The 16,132-nt window shown below is 46.0% G+C and carries 12 protein-coding genes and 1 tRNA gene; 6 read left to right on the plus strand and 7 right to left on the minus strand.

What is annotated here, in order from left to right:
* Positions 1-107: 107 nt before the first annotated feature.
* Complete coding sequence (locus GO620_RS08390; protein ID WP_157524173.1) at positions 108-1,193, plus strand: MBL fold metallo-hydrolase; 1,086 nt, start codon at positions 108-110, stop codon at positions 1,191-1,193.
* Positions 1,194-1,363: 170 nt separating this feature from the next.
* Here GO620_RS08390 and GO620_RS08395 read toward each other — a convergent pair.
* From GO620_RS08395 to GO620_RS08420, 6 genes are all read right to left on the minus strand, one after another.
* Positions 1,364-1,445 (minus strand) — tRNA-Leu (locus tag GO620_RS08395).
* 64 nt (positions 1,446-1,509) lie between these two features.
* Positions 1,510-2,301, minus strand: coding sequence for an ABC transporter substrate-binding protein (locus GO620_RS08400; RefSeq protein ID WP_157524175.1), 792 nt, complete (start codon positions 2,299-2,301; stop codon positions 1,510-1,512).
* Complete coding sequence (locus GO620_RS08405) at positions 2,291-3,691, minus strand: undecaprenyl-phosphate glucose phosphotransferase (protein WP_157524177.1); 1,401 nt, start codon at positions 3,689-3,691, stop codon at positions 2,291-2,293. Before GO620_RS08405 ends, GO620_RS08400 begins: the two co-directional genes overlap by 11 nt.
* Complete coding sequence (locus tag GO620_RS08410) at positions 3,691-4,626, minus strand: KpsF/GutQ family sugar-phosphate isomerase (RefSeq protein ID WP_157524179.1); 936 nt, start codon at positions 4,624-4,626, stop codon at positions 3,691-3,693. The genes GO620_RS08405 and GO620_RS08410 overlap by 1 nt, the downstream gene beginning before the upstream one ends.
* Position 4,627: 1 nt before the next feature.
* Positions 4,628-5,407, minus strand: a complete 780-nt coding sequence (kdsA, locus tag GO620_RS08415; RefSeq protein WP_157524181.1) for a 3-deoxy-8-phosphooctulonate synthase — start codon at positions 5,405-5,407, stop codon at positions 4,628-4,630.
* Between the two features lie 54 nt (positions 5,408-5,461).
* Complete coding sequence (locus tag GO620_RS08420) at positions 5,462-7,015, minus strand: M20/M25/M40 family metallo-hydrolase (protein WP_157524183.1); 1,554 nt, start codon at positions 7,013-7,015, stop codon at positions 5,462-5,464.
* Between the two features lie 98 nt (positions 7,016-7,113).
* Between GO620_RS08420 and GO620_RS08425 the strand changes: the two genes are divergently transcribed.
* Positions 7,114-8,130, plus strand: a complete 1,017-nt coding sequence (locus GO620_RS08425; RefSeq protein WP_157524185.1) for a S66 peptidase family protein — start codon at positions 7,114-7,116, stop codon at positions 8,128-8,130.
* 137 nt (positions 8,131-8,267) lie between these two features.
* Here GO620_RS08425 and GO620_RS08430 read toward each other — a convergent pair whose 3' ends face one another.
* Positions 8,268-10,733 carry an ABC transporter permease gene (locus tag GO620_RS08430; protein ID WP_157524187.1) on the minus strand — a complete coding sequence of 822 codons (2,466 nt, stop codon included), beginning with the start codon at positions 10,731-10,733 and terminating at the stop codon, positions 8,268-8,270.
* Between the two features lie 487 nt (positions 10,734-11,220).
* On the opposite strand from GO620_RS08430, the gene GO620_RS08435 reads away from it, so the two are divergent.
* From GO620_RS08435 to GO620_RS08450, 4 genes are all read left to right on the plus strand, one after another.
* Positions 11,221-12,057 (plus strand): prephenate dehydratase, encoded by an 837-nt coding sequence (locus GO620_RS08435; RefSeq protein ID WP_157524189.1) that lies wholly within the window; start codon positions 11,221-11,223, stop codon positions 12,055-12,057.
* 116 nt (positions 12,058-12,173) lie between these two features.
* Entirely contained in the window at positions 12,174-13,295 is a 1,122-nt protein-coding gene (locus GO620_RS08440; protein ID WP_157524191.1) for a chorismate mutase, read from the plus strand.
* 9 nt (positions 13,296-13,304) lie between these two features.
* Positions 13,305-14,606 (plus strand): 3-phosphoshikimate 1-carboxyvinyltransferase, encoded by a 1,302-nt coding sequence (gene aroA, locus GO620_RS08445; RefSeq protein ID WP_157524193.1) that lies wholly within the window; start codon positions 13,305-13,307, stop codon positions 14,604-14,606.
* Between the two features lie 133 nt (positions 14,607-14,739).
* On the plus strand, positions 14,740-16,101 hold the full coding sequence (locus tag GO620_RS08450; protein ID WP_157524195.1) for an MFS transporter: 1,362 nt from the start codon (positions 14,740-14,742) through the stop codon (positions 16,099-16,101).
* The last annotated feature ends 31 nt before the right edge of the window (positions 16,102-16,132 follow it).

The following is a 16,132-nucleotide window of genomic DNA, read 5'->3' on the forward strand; positions in this document are numbered from 1 at the left end:
CAGGGCTTTGTCGTTTAAGATTGCCTGTAAACAGATTTCATGCTCACACGTTTTACGGCGGTAAAAGCAGGGCAAAATACTGCTTTACTGCTTAACGTTTTAAAACAGTGATCAGGCAAAATTTATGTTGGTTTATCGGTGTGGCTCTGCTTGCTTCAATAGCAGGTTGTGGTGTTGTCAGGTCTGTTGGTAAAAACCCGCGGGGTGCAGACCTTTCACGCATCGATACTGTTGCCAATTACAAAAACGGGGCTTTTGACAACGAAGCAGAGCGGGCGGACTCGACCAAAAAACGCTGGGTGTTTTTAGATAAACATCCTAAAACGATTAAACCTTCGAGCGCCATACCGTGGGTAAAAACCGACTTAAAAGCACTGGCAGCCCCCGCGCCGACTATAGTATGGTTCGGGCATTCTTCTTTACTGATTAAGACCTTGCAAGGCAATATCCTTATCGACCCGATCTTTAGCAACCATGCAGGGCCTGTTCCGCGTGTCATGAAAGCTTTCCCCGGCACGATGAACTATCACGCCGAAGACATGCCGCCAATAGACGTGCTTATTATTTCGCATGATCATTATGACCATCTTGATTACCGTACCCTGCGAAAACTTCGAAATAAGATCAGACTGGCAGTTGTGCCCCTTGGCATCGGTTCAGATTTGGTTTATTGGGGATTTGACCGCAAGAAGATCATCGAATTAAACTGGCACCAATCTACAACTTCGCCGGGTGGCATAAAGATCACTGCAGCCCCCTCACGTCATAAGAGCAACCGTACTTACGGCAAGGAAAACAAGACTCTTTGGGCATCATACATAATACAGTCTAACAATTATAAAATTTACTTTGGCGGCGATGGCGGGTACGGGCCCCAGTTTAAAGATATAGGTAAACGTTATGGCCCATTTGATTTGGCGCTGCTGGAATGCGGGCAATACAGCCCCAACTGGCCTTGGACACATCTGTGGCTTGGACAGGCAGCCCAAGCCGCAGCAGACGTTAACGCAAAAATGCTGCAGCCTATTCATTGGGCAAAGTTTAAAGAAGCAGAACATCCATGGAATGAACCGATAGAGAAGTTAGTACCGGCCGCCCAAAAATTGAATATACCTTTGAATGTCCCGCAGATTGGCGAGCCATATACGTTAGGAGATCCGCCTAAAACAGCAGTTTGGTGGGATTTTAAATAACAGAGCCTCACGAAATTTGTGAGGCTTTGTTGTGCGGAAGAAAGGATTTTTCGCGCCCCCCATCCCGCGCACTTTCCCGCTCAAGAGAATAGTTCGAACCCGCCGGGTTCGAGTCGATTCATACTTAAAAAGAAAACCCCGGCCAAATGGCCGGGGTTTTCTTTTTAAAGTGCGGAAGAAGGGACTCGAACCCCCACGCCGTGAAGCGCCAGATCCTAAGTCTGGTGCGGCTACCAATTACGCCACTTCCGCAGTTAGGATTTTGAGAGGGCAAAGATACATTTTATAACTGTAATCCTGCAATATTTTTCAATTTTTAGCCTTTGAGGCTGGCTAACAAGCTTTTAAAATATGGCACAGCAAGCAACATGCGGCTGCCATACCACGAAAACATTTCGCCGTCAACGAGGAGTATTCTGGTAGCCGGAAGATAGAATTGAAGTTCTTCTATATGTTTTTGCTTGAAAGGGTACGGTTCTGATGACAGGAAAACGAGATCGGGTTTTAAATCGGCCAATTGTTCTGAAGTTACCATGGGATAGCGTCCATCCGCAATGGCGTTAATAAAACCGCAACGACGCAGCATGTCGTCTATAAAAGTTCCGGTGCCGGCAGCCATATATGGTTTACGCCAGATAAGGTATGCCACTGTCTGCGAGTCAGCCCCAATTAATTCGCAGAACTGTTCTTCTACTTTGACAGCTATGTCATTGGCTTTCTCCGGCATTCCGGTTATTTCTCCAACAGCACAAATCATCTCGAGCGCGCTATCCAGATCATAAATATCACTAACCCAAACCGGGAAATGCACGGCTAGTTCTTCTATCTGAGCACGCTCGTTTTCTTCTTTATTAGCAATGATCAGGTCGGGTTTCAATGACGTGATCTTTTCTACATCAAGCTGTTTTGTGCCGCCCACTTTTACCACTTGCTTCGTTTCACCGGCCGGGTGAATACAGAATTTGGTAATGCCAACAATTTTGTCTTCCAATCCTAAATCGAATAATAATTCGGTTTGTGAAGGGACTAGTGAGACTATGCGTTGCGGCGGAAAAGAAATTTTCACCTCCCTGCCCATTTGATCAATGAAGGGTTTGCTAAAAGGCATTGTCGTCGCCCACAAGGGTTACCCAAACGGTAAGAAAAATGATCTTCATATCCAGAAGGAAAGACCAGTTTTCTAAGTACCACACATCATGCTCAATGCGTTTTTCCATGGTCGCCGGGTCTTTAGTTTCGCCGCGGTAACCGCGCACCTGCGCCCAGCCCGTTACGCCGGGTTTTACCAAATGGCGCACCATATACTTCTCAATCTCTTTAGCGTATTGCTCGGTATGTCTTAACATGTGCGGCCGCGGGCCAACAACAGACATATCCCCTACCAGCACATTGAAGAATTGCGGCAACTCATCGATATTGGTCTTCCGCATAAAGGCGCCAATTGGCGTTAAGCGGCTATCGTTACGTGTTGCCTGTTTGGTATGGGCATCATCGCTAATACGCATACTGCGCAACTTTACGCACATAAATTGTTTATTATCAAGCCCCGACCTGGCCTGAGTAAAAAACACCGGCCCTTTTGACTGCAGCTTGATGATGATACCCATTAAAGGAATTAACCAACTTGCCACAAACACCAACATAAATAGAGAGAACGCCACATCAAAGATACGTTTGATGACGCGGTTGAGCGTATTTTCCAAAGGCTCTGGGCGAAGCGAAATAACCGGTATACTGCCAAAACTTTGTACTATGGTTGTGCGGTTATTATAATTATAATATTCCGGCACCAATTTAAAGCGGATCATGTGTTTATCTGCTTCGCGCATTAAAAGGTCAATCGTATCTGCTTCGCTGTTTGGCAGGGTGCAGAATAATTCCTGAACTTTTTTTTCATTGATATAATTTAAACAGGTATCTGTGGTGCCCAATAACAGGTCGCTACTGATCAGGTATTCCGGCTTATCGTCAAAAAAACCCAGCATGTTATAACCAATGTCCGGGTTCTCTTTCATGTATTCGTAAAGGTCATTCCCAACCCGGCGCGCGCCTACAATAGCTACATTCCTTTTGCTGATCAGCACGTGGCGGTCACCTTTGCGTATACCCAGAAAGATCAGTTTCCAAAGCCCCAGTAACACTGCAAAAATGCCTAGCGCGTAAATTAAATATTGTCGGGTTACGGTGTAGGATTTTGTTCCGGTTATAAAAACCGTTACGGAGATAAGTGCAACAAATAACAAGTAGGTGCGGAAAACATTGCGATAAGTGATGATTGCATCTTTGTTGAGCACGCCGCTATACAAACCTGATATGTTTGCCGACAAAAACCATATGAGATTGGCGAACAATATCAGCGGTAAGTAATGCTCTGAGCGGATGGTACTTACAGGCAACAGGCTCACTGTTACATACGCCAGCAACAAACTGAGGTTTAACACGATATAGTCTACAACCAGATTTGCAGCCTTAATAAACGTTGCGTACCTGTGGATCATTACCTGTTGTAAATCTGGTAAACTCCGGATACTGTACGTTGTTCTGCCGAGCCGACCAATACGGTAGTGATCTTACGCCTGATCATCAGCTGCTCGGCCTCGTCTGCAAGGATATTTTCGTCAATAAATACCGGTTCTGCAGTCATGATATCGCTAATGATCATATTGTTTACATTAGCGTTCTTGAGCAGGGCCCGGCGCAGGTCGCCATCGGTAACAATACCTTCCACTTGTTCTTTATTTCCTACGATCACCATGCCCAATCTTCCCTCGCTCATGCGCAGCAACAGGTCTGTAAAGGAAGCATCTTTGTCAATGAAAGGCAGTTTATCTACCTGCATATTTTCTTTAACCTTGGCCAGCAAACGCTTGCCCAAGTTACCACCCGGATGAAATTTAGCAAAGTCGCCGGGTTTAAATTCACGCAGTTCCATCAAAGCTACGGCAAGCGCGTCGCCCATAACCAATGTAGCGGTGGTTGATGATGTTGGTGCCAGTTCAAGCGGGCAAGCCTCACGCGGCACGGCGACCAATAAATGATGGTCGCTATTCCTGGCCAGCGTTGAATTGGCATTTCCCGTCATACTGATAATGGTATTACCGTTCCATTTTAAAAAGGGAATAATTTTGAGTACTTCATCGGTCTCGCCGGAGTATGAGATGAGGATAACAATATCCTTTGCCTCTACCATGCCCAGGTCGCCATGAAAGGCTTCTCCCGGGTGCAGGAAAAACGACGGAGTGCCCGTACTGGCTAATGTAGCTGCTATCTTCTTACCGATAGTGCCCGATTTGCCCATGCCTGCTACTATAAGTTTGCCCTGACAGCCGAGTATGGCCTCTACAACCGCGTTGAATGAACCATCGATATTATCGGCAACATGTTTTAATGAGCCGATCTCGATATCGAACACGCGTTTAGCTATATTATCCATCTTAGCTTAACAAAGGAGCAATGGTTTTCTCAAGCTCATGCAGTTTTACCATGTTTGGCCCGTCGCTCATGGCATTGTCCGGGTCGGGGTGTGTTTCCATAAAGTAACCGTCTGCGCCAAAGGCTTTGGCGGCTAAGGCCATCATCGGCACAAAGGTGCGGTCGCCACCTGTTTTACCACCCGCACCGCCGGGCCGTTGCACAGAGTGCGTGCAATCCATGCACACCGGGTGGCCAAATTTTTTCAAATCGTATATATTACGGAAGTCCACCACCAGGTTATTATAACCATACATGTTGCCACGTTCTGTGAGTATTACCTGGTGATTGCCGGCCTCAACTACCTTCTGCGCAGGATATTCCATATCCATGCCTGACAGGAACTGTGCCTTTTTTACGTTAACGATCTTTCCTGTTTCAGCCGCCGCGATCAAAAGATCTGTCTGACGGCATAAAAATGCAGGTATCTGTAGAATATCGGCTACTTCGGCAATACGTTTTGCTTGGATACTCTCATGAATATCTGTCGTAACGGGCAAACCGAATTTCTCTTTAACCAGTTGCAGCATGTCCATGCCCTTGTCTAAACCCGGCCCGCGAAACGCGTGCCCTGATGTACGGTTGGCCTTATCGAAAGATGACTTAAAAACTACCGGCACATTGTATTTGCTGCCTATCTCAGCCACCTTTTCGGCAACAGTGTACAGCAGGTCCTGGCTTTCCATTACGCATGGGCCGATTATAAAAAACGGCTTCTGCTTTATGTTTTCGTATAATGTCATAGGATGTAAGTGCTACAAAGATGCCAAATTTTTACGGATGACGCATTTGCAGAATTATTGATCCAACCCTCCCCTGCGTATCGCTTTGGTTGGCACCGGCCACTTAACGCCTTCGGCCTTAACGGTCGAAGCGCGTTCAGGGTCTTCGCTGGCCATATACACCATAATAGCGGCAAGCATTGCATTATTGCTCAGATCATCAAAGATGATCTTATCATAAGTATCGCGGTTAGTGTGCCAGGTGTAATTGAAGTACGACCAGTTAAGCGAGCCAAGCGAGAAACCAGGCGCGCCGACAGCTACAAAAGAAGCAAAGTCTGACCCGCCACCACCCGGTGCACCCGGGAAAACAGTTTTAACACGGTTCTTAATGGAATCCGGCGCGGCAGCAAGCCAACGGGTCAAATAATTCTTCGCATCTGCGTAACCCTGGCCTGACAGGTTTATTACGCGACCGGTGCCATTATCCTGGTTAAACAGTGCCTGCAGGTTTTTCACTATTTCGGGGTGATCTTCCACAAAAGCGCGTGAACCGTTTAGGCCCTCTTCTTCGCTGCCCCAATGCCCAACTAAAATGGTTCGTTTTGGGTGCGGATAGAATGTCTTTAACAAGCGCATGGCTTCCATCATCGTTAGGGTGCCGGTGCCATTATCTGTAGCGCCTGTACCGCCATCCCAGGAATCAAAGTGTGCCGATAGCATCACATACTCATCCGGCTTCTCGCTTCCTTTTATTTCTGCGATGGTATTGAAGGTTGGGACAACACCCAACTCTTTAGACTCGCAATGAATGGCCAGTTTAGGAACTGTTCCACCTTCTATCAGGCGATACAATAACGTGTAATCTTCAAGTGCAACGTCAACCGTCGGAATCGCTTTCGTATACGCCTGGAATATCTTATCAACCCCAAACCCCGCCGACCATAGGTTAGTAATAATACCTGCCGCGCCCGCCTTTTCTAAAGCGACAGGTAGTGTTTTAGCAGTATGTCCTGTTTTGCTGATGCGTTTTTTCCAGGCATCCGTCATAGCCGTGCGCTCAGCTTTCATTTTATCGAACGATTCCTTCAAGGCAAATTCCTTCCAGTTATCGTCGGGCCGGCCGGTTGGCTGATTGGTTGACACCAATACAAATTTGCCTTTAACTTTCGGCATCCAGGCAGCGTAGGCGGCAGAATCTGCAAGATCGGGCAATAAAATCACCTCGGCGGTGACCGTTTTATTGCCCATGCCCGGGCTCCATGCCAATTGTGTTCCTTCTAACGACTTTACCCTTGGCGATACCATATCGATGTGCGATATACCCCGCTCCCATCCGCGCCACTCGCCCCACTTTTCGTTTTTAGCCGATATACCCCAGCTTTGATACTTGGCTACCGCCCAATCGTTAGCCTGCTTCATTCCGGGCGTGCCAACCAAACGCGGGCCAATGCCGTCAAAAAGTTCGTGCGCCAGGGTTTTCAGCTGCGAGTTGTTAGTTTCTTCGGCCACCATGGCATCTACTACAGATTTTGACGACTGCGCGTTAACGCTACCTGAAAGCATTAAGCCGACGGCAAGAGCAGCAAAAGGTTTATAATTGCGGAAAAGGGTAAAGTTTGTTTTCATCCCGGTAATTTAGATAAAGTTAGAGGAAGACCAAAACGACGATAAAATAATTCGCTTCTGCAATGCGATTTAAATCTTAGCTTAGCTATCTCTCAATCATGAACCGCAAATATTTTATCACCAGTCTGGCTTTCGCAACGGCTCTCCCCACTTTAAATTTAGAGGCCAAAACTGTAGCTAATACAGGTAGTTTAAAGATCCCGCCATACCTTAAACCCGGCGACACGATAGGCATCAGTTGCCCCGCGAGTGATATAACCGTTAAAGAAGTTGAATCGGCGAAACAATTGATGGAAAGCTGGGGCTTCAAAGTGGTGCTGGGCGAAACCGTCGGCAAGAAAGATATGACCTATGGTGGTACTGACGATGAGCGCCTGGCAGATTTCCAGAAAATGCTTGACGACACAGATATTAAAGCCATTATGTGTGGCCGAGGTGGCTATGGTGTAGTGCGTATTATCGACCGCCTTAATTTTAGCCGCTTTGCCAGGCAGCCTAAATGGATCATCGGCTTTAGTGATATCACGGTTCTGCATAGCCACATTAACCGCAACTTTAGCATAGCTACGCTGCACGCTAAAATGTGTAACAGCTTTCCGGATGATTGGACAAAAGCTGAGCCGATACAGATCGAGACAATAAACTCTATCAAGCAAGCACTAACAGGCGAGCGTATGAGCTACACCTCGCCGCCGACTAACGCTAACCGCGCCGGGAGCTCGAAAGCACAATTGATTGGCGGGAACTTAAGTATACTAAGCAACTTATCAGGAACCAAATCACAGACCGTAACGCAGGGTAAGATCCTGTTTATAGAAGATACAGGTGAATATCCCTACAACATTGACCGCTTGTTGTGGAACCTGAAACGAAGCGGCCAATTGACCGGACTTGCCGGGCTCATCATCGGCGGATTTAAAATGAAGCCCGACGATGCAGGCGAAGAGTTTGGCAAAACTATCTACGATATCGTTCTTGAAAAAGTTAAAGGATATAACTATCCGGTCTGTTTCGATTTTCCGGTGGGCCATCAGCGCAATAATTTCGCGCTTAAGTGTGGTGTCGTACACGAATTGACCGTTACTGCCGAGGGTGGAAAGCTGGTGTCGATGTAGAAAAAGCCCCAACCCAACCCAACTTTCCCTCTAAGGGAGGGCTTAAATCCCCTTTTGTTGTCGTCCTGAGTGATACGAAGGATCTTACGCGCTGATGCATTTTGCATAAGATTCTTCACTGCGTTCAGAATGACAAATCATTCAGAGCGAAGGCTTTTTACAGGATTAGCCGTAGCAGCCCTAAAGGTTTGCGTCGTTGAGGTTAGCATGGCAGTCAGCAGCATCCCTAAACCGCTCAAAGCAAATATCCACCAGCTGATTGATGTGCGGTCGGCAAAGTTTTGTATCCAGGTGTGCATGGCCCAATAAGCCAAAGGCGTTACAATAACGAAGGCCAAAACAATGAGCAAAACTATTTCACGTGATAACAAGGCAATGATTTGTGCCACTGTCGCGCCCAGCACCTTCCGTACACCGATTTCTTTTGTGCGGGTGCGGGTAGTATACATGGCCAAACCTAATAATCCAAGGCAGCTGATGAGTACAGACAAACCGGAAGACCACATAAGCAACCGCGAAGTATGCTGCTCACTCTCATAAAACTTGCTGATGCTTTCGTCATAAAAATGATAGGTGAAATCATCCTCGGGATATATTTTCTTCCACTCGGTTTTTATAGCCGCCAGCGCGTCTGCCCATTCGGTTCCGCCGGCGCTCTGTGGTTTTAGCTCAACATGTAAAACTTCGTTGTTATACTGCGAGGGGTACCATTGAATGCACAGCGGCTCAAGGGCTTCATGCAAAGAGCCTTGCTGAAAGTCTGATACCACTCCAATGATCTGCATGCGGCTATCGCCATTAAATTTGTCAACTATTTTACCTACTGCATCTGCAGGGTTTTTAAGGCCCATAGCCCTGGTGTAAGCCACGTTTATTAAAAACGCTTTAGAGGTGTCCGTCGGTTCGATATTGCGGCCGGCCAATAGCTTTATCTGGTATAGCTTTATGTAATTGGCGTCTCCGTACTTCATCTGAATATTTGTTTTAATCTCCTTCTTGCCATCTTTATATGTCCCCTCGGTCGAATTGGTATTGCTTGATGATGGCGGATTACTGCCCCGGCTAATCATGGCCACCTGCGGCATGGCAGCTATTTTATCTTTAAAATAAGCAATCTTGTAATTAGAATTTTTCTTATACGGTGTCCACATATAAATGATGGCATCTTTTTTAAAACCAAGGTCTTTGTGCACAGCATAGTAAACTTGCTTACTCACCAAAATAGTTGCCATGATAAAGAATTGCGCAATAACAAATTGTGTAACTGTGAGGGACTTTCGCATCCAAGCCGTCCGTGTTGTACCACTGTTTAAGACAGACTGGCTTTTAAGTACTTCAATTGGCTTATATCTCGAGAGCAGTAAAGCAGGATAAAAGCCCGACAGTAAGGCTACCACAATAGTAAGCAGCGCCAGAAATAATAATACACCGGGATGATTAAGCAGGTCTAGCTTTACATCGGGCGATATAAAGTCGGCAAATAACTTTAGGATCAACGGTGCACAGGCCAGAGAGATGAGAACCGCTACCAGCGTGATGATAAACGTTTCGCTGAGCAATTGGACTACAAGTTGCTGCCGTGTGCTGCCGATCGTTTTGCGGATACCGATCTCCTTTGCCCGTTGTGAAGATTGCGCGGTAACCAAATTGATGAAGTTGATGCAACCCAGCAGCAATAGAAAAGAAGCAATAACCAGTAATCCGTAAAGCACTGTTTTGCTCACAGGCTGGTTGTAGCCCACCGTACCATAATTAGTACCAAAATGGAGATCTGATAATGGCTGAAGATGGTAATTACGTACCACATCTTTGTTCTGCGGCGTACGCGGATCGTGGCGATAATAAAGCTGTGTTACCTTCTTTTCAACCAAAGACGGATCAGCATTAGCATCTAACATGACAAAACATTGCGAAGAGGAAGTGGTGCCTCCCCAGTTATCGGTGCGAAATTGCCGTTTTAATTGCGCATTCGTCAACGCGGTGCCCCACGAAATAAAATCATGAAAAGTGATATCGGTGTTTCCTTCAAAATCGGCGACAACACCAACTACAGATGTTTTTATGGTGTCATTATAAGCTACGATCTTACCCAACACATCGGGCGCGTTTAGTTTTGGGAAATAAAGTTTAGCCTGCTTTTGCGTCAATACTACCTGGTTAGGTTGGCTAAGGGCTGTGTTCATATTCCCTGCCAGCCACTTGTATTTAAAAAGTCCGAAATATCTCTTGTCCGTAAAAACGATGTTTTCAACAGCCTTAAATTTCGCGTTGCCGGCTGTATTTGGTATCGTCACATCAAAGTCCCACGTGTAATAATGCGTAAGTTTTGCTACTTCCGGAATTTCGGCAGCTATTGCGTCGGGCAACGGCATAGACACCCCTCTGTTGTAGCCTGGGTTGCCCATATAAATAAAATTACTTACCACCCGGTAAATACGATGTCTGTCAGAGTGAAACTTATCAAACGACAAGTCATGCTCAACTATGAGGTAGATTACCAACGCCGCGCTGATGCCTATGCTTAAGCCAAGCACATTTATAAAAGAAAATAGCTTGCGGGCGGCGATATTTCTTAGAGCAACTTTAAAGTAGTTTTTAAGCATGGCAGCTAGGTTTGGTGATTATCAGCAATAATTAAGACATTGATATAAATTACTAATAGTCAGCATTTTGAATTTAGAACAGCTCAAGCATTCGTTCGAAGTCGTTACACAAGTGTTCGGTTTTGATACAGGTTCTGTACTTATGTCATCTCGACGAGGACCGAGGAGAGATCTTCTGCGTTTTATATGTTTAAGGAGATTTCTCACCATTAACAATGGTTCGAAATGACAATTAGATAAAAGGTTCAGCAAATTAAATTCTGTTCGCCCGTAACTTTTTTACGAATTTTAAAATTATCTATTGACATTTTGATTTTTACCTGTAGATTTACCACCGTTACAACAATGAAATACACAGGCGCATATTATTTTGGTTTCTACTTTTACTTTAGCAGTAAAAGCCGGGACTGATATATGCCTAAACAAGACATAAAATAAATCAGAAAAAGTCCCGGCCAAAAAGCCGGGACTTTTTTTATGACATAAAATGGCACAGCAAAAACCACGGGTTGCGATTCAGGGGATCAGGGCATCGTTTCACGAAGAAGCTGCTTTCAAGTTCTTTGGTGAGAAAATCACAACCATCGAATGCAATTCGTTTAAACAAACTTTTGAAAAACTCCAGGCAAAAGAAGCGGACTACGTGGTGATGGCCATTGAGAACAGCATCGCCGGAAGTATTTTGCCTAACTACTCGCTGCTGCTGAGTTACAATTTTCCGGTGGTGGGCGAAGTATATCTGCCTATTCAACTGCATCTGATGGCTTTGCCGGGAGTAAAGTTCGAAGATGTAAAAGTGGTTACATCCCACCCCATCGCCATAAGGCAATGTGTTGATTTCTTTGACGAATTTCCGCATTTAAAGGTTGTCGAAAGCAGCGACACCGCGGCATGCGCCAAGCGCATCCGCGAAGAGCAGCTGACCGATACCGTCGCGATAGCGAACACCCTGGCCGCCAATCTTTACGATCTGGAAATTCTGGAACGACGCATTGAATCGAATAAAAAGAATTTTACGCGTTTTTTGATTCTCACCCATCATGAGAACGCTAAGACAACGGGTGCCAACAAGGCATCGCTATGCTTCCAGGTAAGTAACGAGGTTGGCTCTTTAGCTAAGGTATTGAACATCCTTGCAGAAGAGCAGGTAAACATGAGCAAAATTCAGAGCATGCCGGTTTTGGGCAAGCGTAACGAATACAATTTTTATGTAGACGTAGAATGGGAGGAGCAGTCCAGGTATGACAAAGCCATCCGCCAGATATTAAAGTATACACACAATTTTAACATCCTGGGGGAATATCTCCGCTACGTAGAAGAGTAAGAGACAATAGTCCATAGACCATGGGCGATAAATTATTAAAAGCAAAAAATTAAAATACGAACATTTAAATAACAACTATGGTCCATCGTCTATGGTCCATCGTCTTAAAAAAAAGTATGAAACTCGACCTTAAAATACAGCCTCTTGACAGCTGGATCAAGAAAACCGCCGAGCCTTTATTAATTGCCGGCCCCTGCAGCGCAGAAACTGAAGAACAATTAGTCGCCACCGCGCACCTTTTAGCCAAAACCGGAAAAGTAAGCGCCTTGCGCGCCGGCATCTGGAAACCACGCACCCGCCCCGGCGAGTTTGAAGGTATTGGCAGCATCGGTTTGCAGTGGCTAAAACGCGCTAAAGAAGAAACCGGCCTGCCTACCGCCGTTGAAGTTGCAACCGCTAAGCACGTGGAAGAAGCTTTGGCATCGGGCGTTGATATTCTTTGGGTGGGCGCACGCTCAACTGTTAATCCATTTACTGTACAGGAAATTGCTGATGCCTTGCAAGGTGCAGATGTACCTGTAATGGTAAAAAATCCGGTTAACCCCGATCTTTCATTATGGATCGGCGCCTTGGAGCGCATCAACCGTGCGGGTATTACCAAACTTGCTGCTATCCACCGCGGGTTCTCTTCTTTTGAAAAATCGGCATTCCGTAACGAACCGATGTGGGATTTAGCGATTAATTTGAAAACACACGCGCCTGAGTTGCCTATCATTAATGACCCAAGCCACATTACCGGCAACCGCGACCTGATATCTTATGTTGCACAAAAGGCATTGGATATGGACATGCAAGGTTTAATGATAGAATCGCACATTGACCCTTCTGTGGCCTGGACAGATGCCGCACAGCAGGTAACGCCGGCCGCCTTATCGGAATTGATGAGCCATTTAACGCTGCGTAAACCTGAAATCAAAAGCGCCGACTTTAATGATAAGTTAAGCCAGTTGCGTAACCAGATAGACAAGATAGATGACCTTGTGATCCAGAAACTGGCAGAGCGAATGCAAATTGTTCAGAAGATCGGCGAGTATAAAAAAGACAACAACATCACCATACTTCAGGTGAACCGCTGGGACGAAATTTTGCAAAAACGTACCGCCTATGGCAAAGCCTTAAAATTGGATAGCTCGTTCACAGAGAAACTGCTGGAACTGATTCACAGCGAGTCAATCCGTCGCCAGACAGAAATCATGAACAAAGACGCGGCCGTTGCCGAAAATCTAACCCACGCGTAAACTAGCTGAATGGCACACAATGTTATCATCAGTAAGCCGGACAAAACGGTTAATACCACTATACAACTTACAGGGTCTAAAAGTGAGTGCAACCGTGCACTCGTTATACAAGCCCTAAGTAAAGGCGTTGTAAAAGTTCAGAACATTTCAGACGCGGCGGACACGGTGACACTGGCAGGGATTCTGTCTGAGCCAAAATTTTCAGGATTTCAGAATACCGAGAATGAAAAAGCCCTCCCCTCAGTGGAGGGTTTGGGTGGGGCTTTATCCGAAATTAATGTCGGTCCCGCAGGGACTGCCATGCGCTTTTTGACAGCATACCTTACTTTGCAGCCGGGCGAATTTCTTTTGACAGGCAGCGAACGTATGAAACAGCGCCCTATTGGTATTTTAGTTGACGCTTTGCGCAAACTTGGCGCAAAGATCATCTACGCAGGTGTGGATGGATATCCGCCATTGCAGATATCCGGCGGTTTTGAACAACAGACCAACCGCATCAGTATAAAAGGTGATATCAGCAGCCAGTATATCACTGCGCTACTGTTGATCGCTTCTCAACTGCAACAAGGTTTGCAGCTTGAAATTGAAGGCGAATTAACCTCCCGTCCGTACGTAGAAATGACGCTGAGCATGCTCCAGCAGGCGGGCATTCAACATACCTGGGAAGACAATGTCATCGCGATAGAAAATCAGCCCTTCACGGACGCTAGCATTTGGGTAGAGCCCGACTGGAGCGCCGCGTCATATTGGTATTCCATAGCCGCGCTGAGCGATGAAGCCGAATTATTTTTGCCCGGGTTAGCCTCTTATAGCCTGCAAGGCGACAGTGTATTAACAGAGATAATGGCCAACTTTGGCATCACTTCTCAATTCAAAGATGGTGGCGTTTACCTTAAGAAAAAACCTAAGCCGACAGTAAGAAAGATTTTCGACCTCAAATCTTGCCCGGATTTGGCACAGACCATTATTGTTGTGTGTGCGGCTTTAGGCCATGAGGCCACTTTTACCGGCTTAGAGACTTTAAAGATCAAAGAGACCGACCGCATTGCAGCCTTACAAAACGAGCTTGGCAAAATGGGCGTTAAGCTGATTGAGAAAGGCCAGGTGTATAAACTGGACCTGAGCGAAAAATTCATTCCTCAAAAGATTGCTGTCAAAACTTACGAAGACCACCGCATGGCTATGGCCTTTGCACCCCTAGCTTGCATCATTCCGCAGGTAGAGATCGAGGACTACAGGGTAGTAGAAAAATCATATCCGGCTTTCTATAATGATCTTGAAAAAGCGGGGTTTGCTATCCAAGAAGTCTAAAACTACCTTGTCATGCCGATCGATAGCTATCGGGACGGCATGACCTTTTATGATTTATCTTAATTTCTAGTTACCTTACGGGGATTAATGCCGCCCTTATACCAATTGACGGGCGGCTGTTACACCCTAAATTATGAGTACAATTATTGAGAAGCCCCGCATAAGTTTTTGGCAGATATGGAACATGAGTTTCGGTTTTTTGGGCATACAGTTTGGGTTTGCCTTGCAAAATGGTAATGCCAGCCGCATACTGCAAAAATATGGCGCAGATGTAGAACACCTTTCGTGGTTTTGGCTGGCAGCGCCCATTACAGGAATGATCGTACAGCCGATAATTGGCCATTATAGCGACCGTACCTGGAACCGACTTGGCCGTCGCCGCCCTTACTTTTTAACCGGCGCGATATTATCAGCCTTGGCTTTATTCCTGATGCCTAATTCGGCGGCTATCGCCAGCGTAGGCCCTGTTATCATTATTGGCGCTGGTATGCTTATGATAATGGATGCTTCGTTTAATGTGGCTATGGAGCCATTCCGCGCTTTAGTTGCAGATAACCTGCCCGATAGTCAGCGAAGCACCGGCTTTTCTGTTCAGACTTTTCTGATAGGTTTTGGCGCGGTGCTGGGATCATGGCTGCCCTACATTTTCGCAAACTGGTTTCACCTGGGTGCGACAGCATCTAACGGCCAGGTAGAAGATAATGTTAAATATTCGTTTTATGTAGGTGGTACGGTATTATTGCTTAGCGTGCTATGGACCGTTATCCGCACCAAAGAATACTCCCCTGCCGAGTATGCCAAATTTCATCCGGCAGAAAACACAGAAGGACATCAAAGCGGCATTGCTGAGATCATTGGTGACCTGCGCCGCATGCCGGCAACTATGAAACAATTAGGCCTGGTACAGTTCTTTTCGTGGTTTGCACTATTTTCAATGTGGGTATTTACTACGCCCGCAATCGCTTCGCATGTTTACGGCGTGCCGACGGGTGATGTTTCGTCAGCGAAATATAACGAGGCCGCCAATTGGGTGGGCATTTTGTTTGGTGTATATAATGGTGTATCAGCCATTTACGCATTAATGCTGCCGTCTATTGCCCGCGCAACCAGCCGTAAAAAAGCACACGCCTTTTCATTAGTGATGGGCGGCCTGGGTTTGCTTTCTATTTACCTGATTAAGGATCCACATTGGCTCATACTTTCCATGGTAGGTATTGGTTTGGCATGGGGAAGTATTTTGGCATTGCCCTACGCTATTTTATCGGGATCTATTCCTGCGAAAAAAATGGGTGTATACATGGGCATATTCAACTTCTTTATCACCTTTCCGCAGATAGTGAACGGGCTGTTCGGTGGGCCAATAGTAAAATATTTTTATCACGGCCAGTCGGTGTATGCCATTGTTCTGGCAGGCTTTTTTATGCTTTGCGCGGCAGTGTCTGTAATGTTTGTTCAGGACAACAGGGACATCAGTGTTAAAAAGGCGTTAGAATAATTCTTGTTGAAATCTTACTGGCTTGATTTTT

This window comes from Mucilaginibacter ginkgonis, from assembly GCF_009754905.2.
Lineage (GTDB): Bacteria > Bacteroidota > Bacteroidia > Sphingobacteriales > Sphingobacteriaceae > Mucilaginibacter > Mucilaginibacter ginkgonis.